This window comes from Enterobacter sp. DC4 (assembly GCF_000568095.1).
Lineage (GTDB): Bacteria > Pseudomonadota > Gammaproteobacteria > Enterobacterales > Enterobacteriaceae > Enterobacter > Enterobacter pseudoroggenkampii.
In genome coordinates this window covers 1-18,290 of the sequence record NZ_AZUB01000019.1, presented here as the reverse complement: position 1 = coordinate 18,290, position 18,290 = coordinate 1, and the positions used below count along the sequence as shown (strand labels likewise).

The 18,290-nt window shown below is 62.8% G+C and carries 9 protein-coding genes; 3 read left to right on the top strand and 6 right to left on the bottom strand.

What is annotated here, in order from left to right:
* The 4 genes from P349_RS0124840 to P349_RS00245 form a co-directional block, all read right to left on the bottom strand.
* A partial coding sequence (locus P349_RS0124840; protein ID WP_081758232.1) for an RHS repeat-associated core domain-containing protein occupies positions 1-2,183 on the bottom strand: 2,183 nt, incomplete at its 3' end.
* A gap of 54 nt (positions 2,184-2,237) precedes the next feature.
* A complete protein-coding gene (locus P349_RS26920; protein WP_443112206.1) occupies positions 2,238-6,881 on the bottom strand; it encodes a SpvB/TcaC N-terminal domain-containing protein in 4,644 nt (1,547 codons plus the stop codon).
* Positions 6,882-7,011: 130 nt separating this feature from the next.
* Complete coding sequence (locus tag P349_RS25055; RefSeq protein WP_050597547.1) at positions 7,012-11,892, bottom strand: neuraminidase-like domain-containing protein; 4,881 nt, start codon at positions 11,890-11,892, stop codon at positions 7,012-7,014.
* A gap of 104 nt (positions 11,893-11,996) precedes the next feature.
* Positions 11,997-15,470 carry a Tc toxin subunit A gene (locus P349_RS00245; protein WP_032664359.1) on the bottom strand — a complete coding sequence of 1,158 codons (3,474 nt, stop codon included), beginning with the start codon at positions 15,468-15,470 and terminating at the stop codon, positions 11,997-11,999.
* Positions 15,471-15,528: 58 nt separating this feature from the next.
* Here P349_RS00245 and P349_RS26965 point away from each other — a divergent pair, with 58 nt between their 5' ends.
* Positions 15,529-15,654 carry a hypothetical protein gene (locus P349_RS26965; protein ID WP_274518305.1) on the top strand — a complete coding sequence of 42 codons (126 nt, stop codon included), beginning with the start codon at positions 15,529-15,531 and terminating at the stop codon, positions 15,652-15,654.
* A 29-nt stretch (positions 15,655-15,683) separates the two neighbouring features.
* Here P349_RS26965 and P349_RS26090 read toward each other — a convergent pair whose 3' ends face one another.
* Both P349_RS26090 and P349_RS25050 read right to left on the bottom strand, forming a co-directional pair.
* A complete protein-coding gene (locus P349_RS26090) occupies positions 15,684-16,052 on the bottom strand; it encodes a phage holin family protein (RefSeq protein ID WP_193745685.1) in 369 nt (122 codons plus the stop codon).
* Between the two features lie 94 nt (positions 16,053-16,146).
* Positions 16,147-16,806, bottom strand: a complete 660-nt coding sequence (locus tag P349_RS25050; RefSeq protein WP_050597545.1) for a winged helix-turn-helix domain-containing protein — start codon at positions 16,804-16,806, stop codon at positions 16,147-16,149.
* Between the two features lie 338 nt (positions 16,807-17,144).
* Between P349_RS25050 and P349_RS00250 the strand changes: the two genes are divergently transcribed.
* Together P349_RS00250 and P349_RS00255 are read left to right on the top strand one after the other, a co-directional pair.
* Positions 17,145-17,630 (top strand): lysozyme, encoded by a 486-nt coding sequence (locus P349_RS00250; RefSeq protein WP_032664358.1) that lies wholly within the window; start codon positions 17,145-17,147, stop codon positions 17,628-17,630.
* A complete protein-coding gene (locus P349_RS00255) occupies positions 17,620-18,132 on the top strand; it encodes a hypothetical protein (RefSeq protein WP_032664356.1) in 513 nt (170 codons plus the stop codon). The genes P349_RS00250 and P349_RS00255 overlap by 11 nt, the downstream gene beginning before the upstream one ends.
* Positions 18,133-18,290: the final 158 nt, after the last annotated feature.

Here is an 18,290-nt window from a genome sequence, read left to right as displayed (position 1 = left end):
ATGTCGCGTGAAATAAAGGGAAGATATATATATCCATCCCTTCCCGAACGGGGGGCATTACTGTCCAGTGGCTTCGGTTCAAGCCCGTTGCCGTCAAACAGCGTGACGGGATTATTCCTGACCATCCGGTAGAGGTTGAGGCCGTCCACGGTGCCCGCCGGGTCCGCGCTCAGCCATCTCCCCGCCCACGGCTGGTAGTAACGGTAACCGTAGTAGTACAGCCCCGTCGCGTCGCGCTCCTTACCCGAGTACCTGACGGTTTTGTAGTCCGCTTCGCTCGCGCTTCGCGCCGTCCACACCGCCGTGCCCCCGTACGGGTAGTACTCCTCCATGGTGATGATATTCCCGTCACCGTCCAGCTCCAGCCCGCTGCTCCCGGTGAGGCCGTCCACGCTGTACCGCGCCTGGTCGCTGTCGGTGCCGTCCGGCTTCCCGCTCTCCCAGCGCAGCACCCGCACCTGTGCCCGGCCCGCCTCGCCCACCGTAATCACCTGCAGGGCTTCCGTCGTCGTGCTGCCGCTCTGCGTGCGCCTCAGCTCCAGCCCCGGCAGGTACGTCACCCGCCGCGTCTGTGTGCCGCTGCCGGTTTGTTGCTGGCTCACCTTTCTCAGGCGCTGGCTCTGGCCGTCATAGCGGTAGCGTTCGCCGTCATTTGTTGTCGCTCCGGCGCCGGATTCTGCGGTGCGGCTCACCGTCGTCACCCCCTTCAGGTTGCCCCGCGGGTCCCAGACCAGCGTGTTCGTCGCGCTGAACCCCGGGTTCAGCTGATGGCCCGCCGCGTCGAAGTACCCGTCCACCCTCGCCGGGTCGTCCGTCAGGCTGCTCAGCACCGCCCGGTTGCTGGCATGGCTGACCGTCATCGCGGTGGTGTAGCTGTTACTGGTCGCCGGGGCGCTGTGCCGTATCTGCGTCAGGTTCCCGCCGGCGTCATAGGCGTAGGTACGGGTGTAGTTGGTGTACTGGCTGCTGTCGGCAGGGAGCGGGGTTATCAGGGGGGGCAGGCTCCGGCCCTGCTGCCCGGCGGCGGCATTCTCCCGCCCGGTGGCGCGGATAAGCTGGTACAGGCTGTCGTAGGCGTAGGTGCTCACCGGGACCACCTTCTGGTTGCGCCAGAAGCGGGTTTCCTGCGCGTTGTCGCTGACGGTCAGCACGTTGCCCACCGGGTCGTAGCCGTAGCGCAGGTCCTGCAGCACCTTCGCGCCTGAGTCATGTCCGGCCGGGCGCTCCGTTTTAATTCCCGTCAGGCGCCGGGTCTGCGGCTCATACGCATAGTTCGTGGTGACCCCGCTGCCGTGCACCTCCTGCAGTTTCTGCCCGGCCGCCGACCAGGTCAGGGAGACCAGAACCGGCTGCTCCGTGCCCCCGCTGAGGGTGAGCCAGCTGCCGCTGACGCGGCCGGCCACGTCGTACGTCATCCTCTGCATATGCCCGGCGGCGTCGGTCTGGGTGAGTACCCCCCCCGTGGCATTCACCGCAGTGCGGGTGATGTGGCAGGCGTCGTCGCCGGGCTCGAGCTGCGCCCGCCAGGCGGCCTCGTCGTCCCCGGCCCAGTCCGCGTCGTCCGCCGTGTCCGGCAGCAGGGTGCGGGACTGCTGCAGGAGCGCGCCTGAGAGGGCGTACCGGTCGGCGGTGGCCAGGCCGGCGGTGTCGTAGTGACGCACCACGGTACCGCAGCGGTTGCGGGTCTGGTTCTCGGCCACCGCGGTACCCGAGCGGTCGGCATAGATGACCTGCTGCGTGGTGCGGGCCGTGGCTTCCCCGGTCACCTGCTCCGTGACCGCGAGCAGGCGTCCCGGCAGTACGATATCCGCCGCCGGGTCGTACGCCTCATACCGCCAGGCCGTGAGGGTACCCAGGGCGTCCTGCTGCCGGCAGGGGCGGCCTTCGGCGTCATGCAGCATAATCCGGCGTCCGGCATCGACGCTGAGGGTGCGCAGGGGCTGCCCGTCGGGGGAGGAGATAAAGGTCAGGTTGTCGACGGGGGTGTCCGGTGCCCCGAGGCGGGGGTCGGCCTGGGCCAGGGGGCGTCCGGCGTCGTCAAAGCGGCCGTACGTCACGCGCAGGTCGGCATCAGCCCCGGGGGCGGAGCGGCACCAGGCGAGGGTGCGGACGGTCCGGCCGCGGGGGCCGGTGACGGTGACGACGGGCGTGCGGGTGTCGATCGGGGTGGTGGTGACGGGCATAAGGGTGCTCATGGTCAGGTTCCTTCATGCCCCCGGTTTCCCGGGGGCGACAGATTACGAAAACGTGATGTCCGGTGACGTTAAGACATCCTGTATACCCACCCTGACACTGACCGTGCAGACGGCCGGCGCCAGGCTGGTCAGCGTGACGGTGCTGCTGCCATCCTCACCGCTCATGGTCACTGATGCGCCCAGCTGCCCGCCACCCTGTACCGACCAGTACACGCCGATATCCGCCAGAGGGGTGGCGCTGGCATCGGTGACGGTAACCGTCAGGGTCACTTTATCCCGGCCATCCGCCTTCGCGGTGACTTTGTCCGGCGCCGGCGCTGAGGCACTGGCGGTCACCTCCTGCTCGGTGTCATTCTCATCCTCCTGCACCGTAAACCACGGGAAGTACTGCGTGCGGCGCAGGTAGCCGGCGGCGGTCAGCACCCGGACCTCGCGCCCGGCGGCGTCAAAGCAGTGAGTGTCGGCATACGCCTGCGTGCGGGCGCTGTCGTCGCTGACGTAGCGCCAGTCGTTGAGGAAGTACGGCTGGTAGACGCGAATGGCCTGCCCCTTGTTGTCGTGCTCCACCCGGCCGCTGACCATCCAGCGCGGGTCGGCATCCGCGTCCGTGGGCACCAGGCTGCCGTCCGCGTTGCGCTGCCAGGCTTTGCCCGGCGGCACCTTCTGACCGGTCTGCAGCGCCCGGCCAAAACCGTCGCTGAAGGCCACCTGCATCTGTACCTGCTGTTCGCTGTCTCCCGGGTAACGGTCCGCGGCCAGGGTCGCGGCATGGACCGGCAGGGGGGACTGTGCGTCCTGCTGCCTGCGCAGGGCCTCACCCAGCGGTGTACCCTGATGACGTGCGGCACGAAGGTACCCCTCCGGTGTGATGGCGCGCGCCTCAAGCAATGCGCCCCAGCCCAGTCCGGTATCGGCCTCCAGAGCGCTGATGCTCTCCTGTGTCGCCTGTCCCATCCAGCTGAAGGCGTCGGTGACCATGATGCCGGCAACCGACAGGGTGGTCAGCGCCAGTGCCGCGTCGACAGAGGTCGGCAGACTCTCCTCGCTGACCGGTTTAAACCCGACCGGTACGCCGGCCTGCGTCCCTTCATCCCACTCGGTGCCATAGACACTGGTGGCCACCACGCGACCCAGCGCGTCCAGCCGCACCTCGTGCGTGTTGGCGTTGATGTCGGTCAGCCGCCACGGCTGCAGATGGCGGTAATCCAGCTGCGCGGTGGTGGCCTGCTGCAGAACGTCGGTCACGGTGACCACGCCGCACAGGTGTGTGTCATAGGTCAGCGAGACCGGTGCCGTCAGGCGGGTCTTCTGCTGCGTTAATGGACGGAAAAATGCGCTGGCATCCGCCCAGGTGGTGAAGCCCTGCTCCACGCACCAGACCTGCGGTTCACTCTGGCCCGCCGGCGGCAACAGCGTATCGCACAGGACGTACCCGGCCTGTTGCAGCGCCGGTTTCAGGGTGTCATTGGTGAACGGCGGGTTCTCGCCGCCGGTATAGGCTTCCAGGCTGGCCTCATCCAGGATCGACACCGTGGTGTGGTCCACGCAGGCCTGCAGGTCGGGAGCGCTTGTCAGATAGTGCACCTGCTGCTGCCCGACAAACTGCCGTACGGCGGTGGGGGCCAGCGGGCCGTTGTCCGCGGCCAGGGCCTCGGCGCTCAGCCAGGGCGTGGTGCCGGAGACCCAGCCGTCCTGGCCCAGGGTATTGTGCCGCTGCTGGTCCGGCAGGCCCAGGCGCCACTGCTGTTTATCGTCGACCAGATGAATGACCGACTGTCGGGTTTCGTCGAACAGCAGGCGCGCCTGCTGCGGGTCATAGGTATTATCCCACGCATCGTCCGGCAGCGTCGGCGGGTAAGGGTTATCCGTGGCCGCCGGCTGATGGCGCCGCGGGTAGGTGACGACGACGCCGTGGACTGGCGTGCCGTAGTCGTCCCGGTCAAGCGTGACCTGCTGACTGACGTTCGGGTCGGCGGCTATCTGGTCGTAATGGCTGTCGGCCTGCTCGAGGGGAAGCGGCTGCACGACGGGGGCGTCCCGGACGGCGCCGTTTTGCACCCCGTTCACCTGATACCGGAAAATACTGACGGCGTACGGCGTGTCGGGGGCGTCCAGCGCAAAGGTCTCCTGGCGCAGCGGGTGTCCCTTGAGCGCGCGGTATGCCCAGGCCTGCGTGGCCTCATCGGCACCGGCGAGGGTGCCGGTCAGCCGGGTGCTGCCCAGGGTAATGGCCTGGGCATCGCCGCTCCAGGCGCCGTCCAGTGTGACCTCGTCCGCCTTGAAGCCGGTATGGTACCAGCTGCGGCTCAGCAGCGGGGCGGTGGTGACCTCGCCGGTGCCCTGGGCCAGCGCGGTGGTGTCCTGGCTTTCCACGTAACTGAAGCCCCGGAATTCGCGTTCTTTCGGGTCGTAGCGGCCTTTGGCGTAACGGTAGCGCTGCGTCAGCACGTTACCGGTGATTTCATCGGTCTGCGTGGTTTGCGCCACGACCTGCACCGGGAACGGCAGGCGACAGACGGCGGCCGGGTTCGCCTGCTTCTCGTCCAGCCAGTACTGGGCTGAACTGCGGTACGTCAGGCCGCTGGCGGCGCCCATGTTGTTGTTCGTGCCGGACAGCAGCCAGGGGCGTTCAGCCACCAGGCTGAGCTGCCAGTGCTGCGGCTCGGGACCGTCGGTGCTGAAAATGAGCGTCGACACCCCGTGCGCCCGGATGTCCGCGGCCTGCACGCGGGTCAGGGTGTTGAAGGTCAGCCCCATCGGGCAGGGGACCATGAAGGCGGCCGCAAAGCCGTTGCCGGCCAGGTTGCGGTAAATCACCAGATGGTCATGCTCCTGATAAATCAGGTCCGCCGCCCCGGTACCGTCGATATCGGCCAGCATCAGCCGCGCGGGGTTAAAGGTGGCGACATCGAACAGCGCCCCGTCCGGACCGGTCAGAGTGACCGGCTGGCCAAAGGTGCCGTTACCCAGGCCGGGCCAGCAGGTCACGCTGTCCGCGGTCACGCACACCAGATGGGACTGCCCGGAGCCCAGCATGTCGCTGAAGGCAATCAGCTTAGCCGCAAAGCGGGCCGGCGCTGGCAGGGTAACGCCGGCGGCCTGCTCAATGACCGTCAGCGGGTCAAACCCGGCTCCGGGCTGAGGGGTGTCGCGCTGATTGACGTACAGCCGCACGCTGCGCGGCCCAATCAGCACCAGGTCCGGGGCGCCGTTGCCGCTCAGATCGGCGAACTGCGCCTGCTGATGGAAAAACTCCGGCGGCAGGGCGGCCAGCGGGATAAAGCCGGACCACTGCCGGTCGGCGTCGAGCGTAAAGTACCCCGCAACTCCCGGTTGGGTAACCACCCAGTCCAGGTAACCGTCCCCGTTGATGTCCATCAGCCGGGCGGCGCCCCCCTGCGGGGCCGGCACCTGCGGCAGGGGCTGCCAGTCCCCCCAGGTCACCGCATCCGGGTCGCCGGAGGCGGTATCCCGCACGGCCGGGCGGTAGCGCCAGTCCTGACCGGCGTGGTACAGCAGTCCGGGAATACCTTCGCCGTACAGGTCCACCCACTGGCAGTGCTGCATGGCGGTCAGCGCCAGTCCGTCAACCGGCTGCCATTCCGGGGGGGCGCCGGCATCAAAGGTGGTGTAGTGCAGCTCCAGTGGCGGCAGTGACACTTTGCTGTTCGTCTTCGGCTCATAAGCCAGCGACTGTGCCGAAGACAGCTGGCTCAGGGCGGGGCTTTCGTCATACTCCAGCCACAGGCGGCTCACCAGCGTGTCCGGCGTTCCGAGCTCCTCCAGAAAGCGGTGATACATCAGCGCCTGGCGGCACAGGCGCCACTGGCGGTGCTCGAAGCCGTACTCATAGCGGGAGAACGGGTCCTGGCGCGCCGGCCAGGTGCCCGCCGGGACGTAAGGCGGCGGGGTTTCGGTGTCCGCGCCGCGCTCGCCGTAGTCCAGCACCAGGCTGAACAGCCAGTCAGCGTCGCTGAAGGGGCGGGCCTGCCACAGGTCCCGGCGCGCCAGCGGCTTGACGTTGCCGTAGTGCACCGCAGTCAGGTAGCGGGCGGCAGCGGTGTCCCGGGTCGGGTTCTTCAGGTTGTCGGCGTTTTCGGCGGTGTAGCAGTAGTGGATGACCTCCCCTTGTGGGGAGAGCGAATCCTCAATGCGCCATTCGGCGATACGTGCCGGGCTGGCCGGGTCGGCCAGCCGGCTGTCGGCGGTCAGACCCAGGCGATGCACCTCGCCGCTGGCGCTCTGCAGCACCCACAGGTCGCTGCCCTTGTCACCCACCCAGCGCTCCAGACGATGGAAGGCGCCCTCCACGCGCGGGAAGTAGCGGGTGACCTGGAAGGTTTCGCCGTCGGGGAAGGTGCTGCCCAGCCAGGCGGAACAAGGCGTGGTGACAATGTCACCATTATCATCCCGCTCAGGGACCAGCACCTCGCCGTCCGGGCCGATAAAGCTGTCGCTGACCGGGCGGCCCTGTGCGTCGTCGTCATAGCGCGGGGTGCCGAGGTCGGTACGGCGTCGGACGCTGAGGGTGCTAAGCGTCCAGCCCAGACCAAATGCGCCGTTGCCGCCGCCGCTGTGGTAGCTCAGCGTAAGCCCGGGGGCATAGCCGCGTCCGGGGGATGCCGGCAGGGGCAGGGACAGGCCGGCGGCGCCGTCGGGGCCAATGGCGCCCGGGATGCCGTTCATGCCCGCCAGGGTGCCGCTGCCTTTAGGCAGGGACAGTTCGGTGACCGCCACGCGGTCAGGTGTAAAAGAGGTTGGGGTATTCATGCGTCGGGCTCCGTAAACCCCCGGCGAGCCGGGGGTGAGGGTCAGGTTATTTTTTTGCGGACGAGGCGGGGACGAGCAGCTTTTCCACCGCCGTGGCGAAAGTGTCTCCCCCGTCGCAGGCGGTGTAGTGCACCTGGAAGAGAATGTCATCCAGCGCCGCCAGCAGAGCCTGCTGCTGCGCGTCGGCGGCCAGGGTCTTGCCGTCAATTTGCTTGTCCGCCACCCGCGGGAAGCGCAGCGTCCAGTCGGAGACCGCCCCGGTCCCCTCAAACGGCAGGTAGCGTTCATCATTGAACTGCAGCTCGAAGGTGCCGGCGTCGTTGAGGCCGCCCGACAGCGCAATCTGCTGGCTGGCGCGCAGGTTCCGCACCAGGGTGCCGCCCGGGGCCGTGCCGGTGCCGTTGATGAGCGTGGCCACTGCGTCGCCGCTGGCGCTCAGCACGGTGGTGCTGCCGGTCTGTGTCAGCACCGCCTTCACGTCCTGGTACGGCCCCATCAGCGTCGGCAGGGTCACCGACACGGTCTTGAGCGTGCGCAGGTAGTGGCCGGCGTAGTCGTTGTCGAACAGCTTCTCACCGAGCGTAAAGCTCAGCGTGCCGACGGTGCCGCCGGCCACGGTGCCCTTAAACTTATCCCAGGCCTGAGCTTCGCCACCGTAATCGGGGTTGGTCACCAGGTCCTTCAGCGACACGGTGCGGGTGATGTTCAGCCGGCGCTCATAGCGTGACAGGTACGCCGCCTCCATCTGCTGCAGGTTCAGCTGCAGCGTCTCGCCGACCAGCAGGCCGCGGTAGTGGTCATTCCAGGCGCCGGTCTGAATAAAGGTGGTGGTGAAATCCCCGATTTCGTACTGCCAGCAGGCCTGGGCCGACAGGCACAGCGAGACCACCGCGTCATACGCCTGGTAATACAGCGCCGACAGCTGCCCGGCAAGCCACTGGTACAGGGTCGCCTGGGTAAAGCGGGTTTTCAGGTACGTCAGCATCACCTGGGTCTGGGCCTGGCGGGCCTTTTCCTGCGCCAGGGCGGTCTGCGCGGCCTGAATGCGCACGTCCAGGGCGTCGAGCTGTTTGCCCTGTGCGGCAACGTCGGATTCAGCCTGCTGATACTGAATCTGCCATTCCTGACGACGACGGCGGTAGCCTTCTGCGGTCAGCATGGTATCCGCCGTGGTTTGCAGGATATTCCCCCCCAGACGCAGTACCGCACCGGTCGCTTCGGTGGCTCCCTCATAGCGCGAGCCGCCGTCTGCAAGCCCGAAGATATTAGGCAGTTCTTTCAGCGCCCCGGAGACCACCTCCATATCCTGAGACACTGCGTACATGGCCTGTGCCTCAATGTGGAAGCCCATGGCCACCGCCTCCGCCGCGGAGATGTTTTCCTGATAGAGGGCGTAATAGCTCTCATAGCGCTGTTGCGCGGTCGCCTGGCTGGCCAGCAGCGCCGTGCGGTCTGCCTGCAGGCCGTCAATGGCCTGCTGCTGCTGCGTCAGCACGTAGCTGGACATGTCCAGCAGCTGTTGCTGGGCCAGCTCCTCCTGGCCGGCGCGCTCGCTGCGCTCAAGCAGGCTGAGTAGCGACTCGCCAAAGCGGCTGAGGGTCGACACGGCGTTGTAGGCCCGCGGCAGTACGGCGCTGAAGCGGTACGGTGGTACCACCAGTTGCGCTCCGACCCCGCCTCCGGTGAGCGTGCCGTCCTGGGCGCGCTGGGCCAGCAATACCAGTGGGTTGGCCGGCGCTTCATACAGCGCTAGCGACATCGGCTTGCCGTCCACGGTCAGGTTGTGGCGCAGATTGTACAGGCGGGCGTCCAGCGTGTCCCAGTAGCTCAGCAGCATGCCGTTGAGCGGCGGGATAAAGGCGGCGTTATCCGCATCCCGCAGGGTACCGTGGTACGAGGCGCGCAGGGCGGGCAGGGTCAGGGTGTTGCTGCCGGCCAGCTGATGCTCGTGCGCACGCAGCGTCGCCGACTGACCGCCAGCCAGGGTAGCCAGGGTCTGAGGCACCCAGCTGGTGCTGATGTCCGCATCCGGCCTCGGCCCCAGGAGCTCTGCCACCTGGCTGTACAGGACGCGGGCCTGCGTCAGGGTGTCGCGGGTGAGCTGGCGGTACCAGGCGTCCCCCTGCGCTATCAGGTTGCTGACGTAGGCCATAAAGACGGCCTTCTGATACAGCTCAGGATAGGCATAAGCCTGCGTGTCCGGATTGATGGGGTCCACGTCCAGGCGGGAAAGCGCCAGGGCGGTGGCCGGACGCAGCGTGACGGGGTAGCAGTTCCAGTAGTCCGGCGCACTGTCCGCCGGGTCTTTCAGGCTCGGGTCAAAAATGTAGTGCAGCCAGGTCTGTGCCTCATCCAGCTGCTGTTCGCTGGCGAAGCGCCAGGCCGCCATGAAGGGCAGGTGGAAGAACAGTTCCCAGAAGTAGAGGCCGTTGGCGCCGTCAAAGTCGATGTGCGCGCTGGCCCCATCAGTATCCAGGTCAGCCTCCAGCTTCTGGGCCTGCAGGGTATAGTTGAGCAGGCTGCCCAGCCCGTTATTGGCCTGCGTAATCAGTTCGCGCACGAAGGTGGTGTTGAGGCGAGTGGAGGCCGGCAGGTCGTCACTCCAGAACGCCAGCTTTTGCACCAGGCCTTTTTTGCTGTCATAGCGCTTGACCAGCATGGGCGGCGTGTCGATATCGGTTTTGCCGTAAGACTCCAGGGTGACCTGGTAGTTTTTGCCCACCCAGCCGGCATCAACGCCTTCCTGAGCGCTCCATTCATAGAAGACCTGCGCAACGTACTGCAGCGTCGGGGCGCCGGCGGTAAAATCCGAGGGGATGATGGCGCGGGGTGTGCTGGTAAAGGTGTAACCGTCAGCAATGATATTCTGTGATGAGTCAGGCCATCTGCCGAGCTTGGTAGTACCATCGGCGCGGAACAGCTCAAGGGCGATGTAACCCTCCCAGGTGGGGTCACTGGCGCCGGATTTTGCTGCGTTCAGTATTGAAGCTGCATTGTATATTTCGGTCATAGCATAATCGACAGCCCCTGCAGTGCTATATACTTCCAAAGAGATTGAGTTTGAATAAGTGGTTGTCATGAGTTGATCAATGAACGCGGGATTAATTTCCAGACCGTCCAAATCCAGATAAGAGCTGTAAGTGCCGCCCGTCCATCTGATGTGACCATCAGCAGAAATATCAACAGAGCGGTTTTCAGCCAGTAAATGGATGTCTAAGGCAGTATATTTCCCCCCGTTATAGCCCAGAGTGACATTCGTCACCGCCTCGTGCCCCCAGGAATGACACTTTAATCTGGTATTTTTAAGGTACCATTTATTCTCAGTCTGGTCATAACGAATGGTTGCACCTGTGGTTCCGTCAGGCTGGCACAAGAGCCCATTGACGGGGCGTATATTATCTTCAGTGAGGACAGCGTCAAACCGTGTGCGCGCAATCTCCGCCGAGGTCTTTGCCTGTATCGTCAGCGTGCGGCCGTCATCCGCAACGGTGAAAGACGAGCGGCCCAGGTCTGCCAGGGCGTCCAGCCAGGCATCGCCGGTATCGGCGGCGTTGTGGGTGTCCGTACCGGCGTGCTCGACACTCGTGACGCTGTAGGACAGATTGTTCAGCGCATACTGTAGCGGGTTGCGGTATTTGCCGTCGGTGTCCCAGTCCGGGATGATGAATCGCTTAAACAATTCGGTGCGAATACTGGAGCTGAGCGCGCGGCGGATAAACGCCGAATCCCCGTAGCGATAGGCAAAGGTGGTGACATCGGCAGGCTTGCTGGCTGAGGCGACCAGCAGTGACATAAATAACCGGCCGTACTCGCTTTCATCTTCGGAGACCTGACCGCCCACGCTCAGCGAGCTCTCTTCCACCGTGGTGTCGCGCGTGATGAGGGTGCCCACATGCATCTGGTTGTCGCCCTCATCCTTTCCCTGAATCAACAGCTGACCGGACAGGGCGATATTGTTGTTGTCATTGCCGGCGTTATTCGTCAGGGCGCTGTTCGTCACCATGTCGGCGGTGTTGGGCGCCGTCCACTTGCCGTCAAAGCGCAGGTAGGCGTAGGACAGTCCCCAGGCGTAGTACTCCTTGCCATCAAGTACAATTCGGCCATGGTCATCAATAGTCGTGCCCGAGCCTGCCCGCGGCGTGGCATCCCGGGTGGCCCAGCAGACATACAGGCGGTTGTTGTAAAACACCGGGCGAATGGTGTGTTCAACCACCCCCTCGCCGGACAGCGGCAGGTCAATCGGCGCCCAGTCATTCCAGCAGTTGGGGGTAACGGGCTTGCCCGCCGGCTCTTTCTGGTTTTTCTTCAGGTCCATCAGTCGCCAGTAATACTTATAGGGCTTGGCCGTGGTGCGGCCGATAAAGTAAAACTTCGCCGAATTCATGAGGTTCTCGTTGCCCGACATCCCGGTCTGGGTGATATAGCCGTTAATCACCTCCAGGTTGCTGACCCCCTCAAACTCATTAAGATAGGCCAGCGCCGCGTCCATGACCCGGTCGCTGTTCAGCTGGTTCTGATTGAGGGTGTTTTTCAGCTTATCAAAATAGTGGCTGACGTCCAGGCGCGTGACCGGGGAGAGGTAGTTGTTGGGGTAGTTCACCACATCCGTCCCGGCCGCCCAGATATCGTACCGGCAGTACAGGTTTCGCCACTCATTCACCACCGAGTCAACCGGTGGCGCATGCCCCGGCTCGCTGTTGTTGATGATGCGGGTGAGATACGTTTGCAGACTGGTGATGGCGGAGGCCACCAGGCTGGTCATGCTGTCCGCCGACATCTCCATGTCCAGCAGCAGGTATTCATACATGTCCTCATCGCTGATGGGGCCGCTGACCCCGTTCAGCGTCGGGGCAACAAAGGTTTTATAGCCGGTCACCAGCGCATCGCGCTGCGCTTCGGCCAGGGTGGATTCAAATGTGGTCGACATACAAATTCACCTTATAGAGTGAGTCCGTGGCAGGCGGGCCCGCCACAAAAAAAAGAGTGTCCACTGCCCGACCGGCAGAGCTGTCGGGCGGACAGTGGATTCATTCACTGCAGACCGGCAAGGTGGCGCGCACCCGCCACCATCGCCTGCCCCATACGGGACCAGGCGGTGTATTCACCCGTATCGCCCGTTTGCTTCAGGGAAAAGCCCTCTGCCAGCTGCGCAACCGTAAGGCCGGACGCCAGTTCGCCCTGCTGCAGGCACATCACCACGTCCAGGTCATCCAGACTGGCGGCGGTGTGACCCAGCCCCCCGGTGACAAAGGCGGCGGCGATTTCGGTTGCCTCCCAGCCGAGCAGGTCGGCCAGTCGGGTTGCCGCATCGGCAGGCGCAAGCGGCGGGGTGGCATTGACATCACGCAGGTACGCCAGCAGGTCATCTTCGGTGTAACCGGCGCTGCCGGCCAGGGTCAGCAGGTCGTGATAGCGGCTGAGGCGATACAGGGTCTGGATGCTGATAGCGCCTTTCTGCTCATCAGCATCCAGACTGAACCAGGCCGGATAATCCAGCCAGTGCTGCAGGCCGGCCGGGCTGAGCTGGAGCCGGGTGCAGGCCATGCCGCGACGGACGATGTCGCGCAGGGTGGCCAGCCAGTCGGCCGGAATGGTATCGGCGGTGGTGACGGTTGCTTTTAGGGTCCAGGTGGTGTTGAGGTTGCCAGAGATGCTACTAAAACAATGCATCCCGAACTGGAGCGGAAGGGCCGCCAGCGCGTTGATATCAGTAAACGTGCCTTTCAATGGAACATCCAGCGTGTAGACGGCGTTGGGTGTGTAACGGCCATCGCCCGGAACGGCGTTTCCGACGGGCTCATACACTGCGTTCGTGCCGTCATAATTCGCGTTCGGGGAGCACCACGTCGGCCAATTATCGGAGGACAGGGTTGGGGCTCCACTGACAGACAGTCCGGTCGGAAGCGGAAGCCAGTTGCTGGAAGTGGCCATATACTGCCCGTTATCCTTAATACTGAACGACAGCCGCGCAGTAAACGTCAGATTTCCGGTGTCTGGAGCCCACTGCAAATCCCGCCAGTCGGCGGCCAGCAGGTTGTAGTCCTGCTCGGTGGTGGTGGCACCAAAGCGGCCTTCGCTGACCAGAGGAAGCTCTCCCACCAGGGCGACTGGCGAGAGGTTCCATGTACGGCTCAGCCACTGATACGGCGTAGTCTGCGCCCAGCGCAGCAACAGCGCCGGCAGAGACTGAGACACATTCAGCGCCTGCGCCAGGGCGGTGATGGCGACACCGCTCTGGGTGGCCTGCGCCTGCTGCAGGGTGGCGGTCAGGGCGGTGATGGCCAATGACTGGCTGTCTTTGGACAGATTTACTTGTGCGTTGACAGCTTTTTTTACGGTGTCGGTAACGGATAAATCGGTCACCAGCCCGCTGACGTCCAGCAACCCCGCGCCATCACCGGTCCGGAATACGGAGAACCAGTCGATAGTTTCGAAATGGCCCTCGGTGTCATTCTGCAGAGGCGCACCGCTGCGGGCGAGCAGGGCGGTATCCACAAAGGTGGCCGGCAGGCGCTGCCAGATTTGCTGGATGAAGCTCAGCTGAGCGTCTGTGCCAGCGGTTGCCGGGGGATTACTCAGCAATGCGCAGGTCGCCATCGGCAGCTTCGCCTGTTGCTGCCAGTCAGTGACCCAGCTCAGCGCCTGCAGCAGGCTCAGGATATCCTGGCTCAGCGGCACGCCGCTGGCGGGGGGGGTAATGACCGGGTTGCCGGCAAACTGCTTCCACACGTCGCCGGTACCGGTATCCCAGGTATCGACCAGGGCATAAAACGCCTCTACGGTCATACCCAGCGTACCGGCCAGCGTCGCGATGCGATAGAAGGCCGTCACCGTCGGAAGGTTGCAGGTCAGGGTGCTGGTAGTGACATCACCTCCCTGATTTGCGGCGATTTTATCGGCCAGCAGCAGGAACTGGCGCTGGTTCAGTCCCAGTGCTGCCATGATGTGTTTGCAGCGCAGCTCTGCGGTCGCATCAGAGCCGGTGGCCTCCGCGCGGTAAACGAAGGGGGTGTTGTCCACCTGGAGCGGAGTGTCGAAGGCCTTCGAGCCGTTGAAAATCTGGTCAAGGAACGGCGTGGTCGGCGTGATGGCGTACGGGGTGATAACGCTGACCCAGGCGACAAACTGCTTAACCGTGGTGCCGTACTGACGCTGGAAGTGTCTGAAAACACCCAGTGTACGCAACGTATTTTCAGTCAGAGGTGTTCCGGAGCTGCCTGTGCGGGTCAGCAGCAATAAAGCATCAACATCCTCAAAAGGTAAATTCAGCCATTTTTGCAGACGAACCATGATGTTGATGGCCGTGAGCCCCCACCCATCCGGCAGATTGCCGAGCGTGAGTGATTTGTCCGCTCCCCGCTTGATGGTGAGTGGGGTAGTAATATTATCATTAGGGTTGTTGACAAAGCTGGCACCGTAGAGGAAAGGCAGCGCTTTGGGGGCATCATCTGGATTGGTCCAGTTGGTGGACTGAATCACTGAATGTTGATCCGTGTCACCGGTATTGCTCGCCGTGGTGCACAGCAGCGCTTCAACCTGGGGGACGGTCATGTCGTTCATGGTGGTGAAATACGACATATCCAGAAATCTGGTGTACGTATCGTCACCACCGCCAGAGATGGCATAGTTTTTCAGGTAAAAATCTGCCCAGTCTTCTGTGAAACGATCCAGAAGAATGCGCTGCTGCTCCGGCCCCAGGCCGGAGGCCATCACCTGCAGGCGGGCCAGGTCATCGTTGGTCAGTGCGGTGGTTGGGGACAAGAAGGCTGCCGGCACATCCGCCGCCAGCGGCAGCGTCAGGTCCTGCAGGGTGGTGTTAATTTCCTGTTGAACAGCCTGCATCTGGGCATTGCCCAGGTCAAACGGCAGACTGTTCGGGTAGCGGGTCGTAGCCAGCAGGGCATTAACGTCCGCCAGGCTGGTCAGGCTTTTGGCTGCCCGAATGGCCGAGCTAAGCACCCCGGTGACCACCTGCAGCTGCGGGATTTCCTCATTAATCGCTTTGTCGTCCACCGTCAATGCCGCCAGGTCAGGGCGGCGCGTCGCCAGCAGATTTATAGTGCTCCCACCAGTCCCGGCATCCTTCTCCCTGTCAAGCGCCAGCCGATACAGGACGGCGGCGTAATGAGCCGGGCCGTCATTGGCCTCCGGCGCCCCCGCCGGGCTCAGCCCGGACCAGTTCTCATCCGAAAACTGATGGCGGTAATCCGGGCCGCTGACGGAGAACGGCCCTTTCAGGCCGCCTTTGACCGCCCGGGCCAGGCGGTTATGGCGAAAGCTGTGCGCCACCTGGTGGGCATAGCCAATGGCCAGGTCATAGACCTCGGCGGCTTTGAACTTCAGCGCCCGGTTGTGTTGCTGAATAAAGCGTTCGCGCGGCATGCGCACCACATCGAAAACCGAGGCGTACCCCAGCGCGGACAGCTGGCCGCTGACGTTGTGGATATCTTCGGTGCGGGTAATAAGCGGACTGACGGTAACGGGCTCGGTGACGGGCTGACTCATGGTAACTCCTTTGAGAATGGTAACAAACACCTGCAACCGCGAGGTTAAGGCATTCATTATGGATACGGGTGAACAGAATGAAGGCCGCCTGATAACAGTAGCTCAGTTAAAAAAGACCGCCATCAACAAACAGTTAATTAATAATTTTTTGCTGCCAGGATTGATTTTTATGACCAGCAGGTGACATGCCGGCCTGTATTTATGTTGATAACGTCATTTCGGTTTTTTCTTATAATCCCGAAAAATGGGTTTGTCATTTTCACCTCCTGCTTTCGGGGGGATATAGTCCTGCAGCCGCTGCATGAGCTTTTGCTGTAATAAGTGAAGCAGGGCGGTTCCGGACGCGCCGGCCAGTCCGGCCACGCAAAAAATAATCGGCACCGAAAACTTTTCGTCCAGGGCAATTAACCCGCCGATAACCCCCGTAAAACAGGACACCACGACCTGACCCAGCATCCGCAGGCAGGAGGGTTTTATATGCCCCTGCTGAAGCCGCAGAATATAAGCAACCACGCCGCTCCATATGGCCATTAGTAATAATCCGCCGCATAACAATACGGTTTCGCTAAATAGATGGGACACTGCTCGCACTCCGCCGTCTGACCGGAATACACTCTGCAACGGACCACCTCTGAAATAAAAGTGACTCAGATGATAATTCATATTAACAGTGTTGCTATTCTGACCAGCAGGGGCGCCCCTCCCCCGGACGGCCCGGCGGCGCAAGGGGAAGGCCGCGCCCGGGAAAGCGGGTGACATGCTGATTATCCCGGGTGTGATACTCCAGAATATAGCCTGAGCCGGCGCATGTCAGGGAAAGGTCATGAACCTGAGCGAGGTGGGGGATAAGCCTGAGCACCGTTTTCTGGACGGGACTCAGGCAAACTAAGCCGATAATCGCGACCAGGCACAGCACCGCCGGAAGCAGCATACAGATGAGAAAGGCTCGCCTCAGGGCCTGCGCAAGACGACCGGGACGGTCAGCGCCACCCGTACGGTCTGCAGGGAGGAGGGGGCTGTGAACCTCATCGGGCAGGTTCAGCGTGTAGCCCTGCCGGTAAACCGTCTGTATCACATTCTCCAGGCCGCATCCCGACAGCGTGCGACGTAATTTACAGACCAGTTGAAGCAGATTAGCCTCGGTAACGCCGCGCTCCCTTCCCGGCCAGACCCTGGTAACGAGCTGCTCCCGGGAAAGCACCTCCCCGTCCCGTCCGTATTTCCACAGCGCGGTAAAAAGCCGCCCCTCTTTTTCCGTCAGCGTGTGCGACACACCCTTGCAGATAATTTCATTTGTCTGTTCATTGAAGCTGTATTGTTTATTGATAATCAGCATGCCACATTCCCTTTAATTAAATAACTCGTTATTAATGCCATGGTATACCAAAAAAAATAAAACCAACGCAAGGCGCCGACACGGACATTTTAAACTTCAATGATATTAGTTATCAGAGGTGTTGAATTTATTTAAAATAACGTGAGAATGACTTTTAATGACAAATGGAAGCTCATGTATATAACATTTCCCGTCTATGTGTGAATCACGTCATGATGTCTGAATATTCATAAAAAACATCCCGGTCATATATTGCGTGAGAACATTTTTCGCCCGCACAATGAATAATAAAACCGCACCCGTTTCATTCAGTAAAAAGGCATAATAAGGAATTGACCATGTACCAGATGTTGTCAGAGCGAGGGTTTTCGCTCATTAAACAGTTCGAAGGTCTCAGGCTGTCCTCCTACCGGGACAGCGCGGGAGTCTGGACCATTGGCTACGGGCATACCGCTGACGCCAGGGCCGGACAGACCATCAGCGAGCTGACGGCCCTGACGCTGCTGCAGGCCGACGTGATGGAGTGTGAAGAGCGCCTGCGCGCTATCGTTGAGGTTCCCCTGACTCAGGGCCAGTTTGATGCGCTGGTGTCATTTTTGTTTAACGTCGGGCCCGGGAAGCCGGGCGTGAAAAGCGGCCTGCAGTATCTGAAGTCCGGGTCACCCTCCACGCTGCTGGCGCTGCTCAACGCCGGACGATACCAGGAGGCGGCCGCCCAGTTCCCGCTCTGGGTATATGCCGGCAGTCAGCGTCTCCCCGGGCTGGTTCGTCGCAGAACGGAAGAGCAGCGGCTGTTTTTGTCGGTGACGCAACATGTGGCCTGAACCGCCGGGCTGGCTCATCCGCGGGGTATCGATAATACTGATATCCTGTGGTGCATTTGGTGCCGGATTGTATCAGGGGCGGTTGCAGGCCGCCCGTACCTGCCAGCAGACGCAGTTTGCGCAACGGCAGCAGGCGTGGGCGAACGACCAGCAGCGGCAGCGGAGGCAGTTGACCGCCCTTAACACCACGATGGAGACATGGCATGACGCCGATGACCGGGCAATCCTGTTTACGCAAAAAATCCTGGCCGACCTGGCCACTGATACCTCTCCTGCTGACGGCGCTAAGCAGCTGCCAGAGCCCGCCCCCGCAACCCCCGACGGAATGCCGCCCCGTGCAGGTGCCGGAAAGGGTACTGCGCCCGGTGAGCGCCGGCTTTCAGCAGCGGATGTGGCGTCTCTTGTCAGGCTTGCCGCGGACGCCGACGGGGTTGTCAGGCAGCTCACCGCCTGCCAGCAGGCCTTAACTCAGCTTCAGGATACCTCTCGTGGTACCCCCTGAAGGAGTCAGGCATGTCACATTAACAAATACCTGAGCACCCTTATGCCCGTCACCACCACCCCGATCGACACCCGCACGCCCGTCGTCACCGTCACCGGCCCCCGCGGCCGGACCGTCCGCACCCTCGCCTGGTGCCGCTCCGCCCCCGGGGCTGATGC

What these genes read in the sequence shown, in the direction of transcription:
- P349_RS26920 (WP_443112206.1), bottom strand. Translation starts at nt 6,881, where the DNA reads ATGAACGGCATCCCGGGCGCCATTGGCCCCGACGGCGCCGCCGGCCTG.
- P349_RS25055 (WP_050597547.1), bottom strand. Translation starts at nt 11,892, where the DNA reads ATGTCGACCACATTTGAATCCACCCTGGCCGAAGCGCAGCGCGATGCG.
- P349_RS00245 (WP_032664359.1), bottom strand. Translation starts at nt 15,470, where the DNA reads ATGAGTCAGCCCGTCACCGAGCCCGTTACCGTCAGTCCGCTTATTACC.
- P349_RS26965 (WP_274518305.1), top strand. Translation starts at nt 15,529, where the DNA reads ATGGATACGGGTGAACAGAATGAAGGCCGCCTGATAACAGTAGCTCAG.
- P349_RS25050 (WP_050597545.1), bottom strand. Translation starts at nt 16,806, where the DNA reads ATGCTGATTATCAATAAACAATACAGCTTCAATGAACAGACAAATGAA.
- P349_RS00250 (WP_032664358.1), top strand. Translation starts at nt 17,145, where the DNA reads ATGTACCAGATGTTGTCAGAGCGAGGGTTTTCGCTCATTAAACAGTTC.
- P349_RS00255 (WP_032664356.1), top strand. Translation starts at nt 17,620, where the DNA reads ATGTGGCCTGAACCGCCGGGCTGGCTCATCCGCGGGGTATCGATAATA.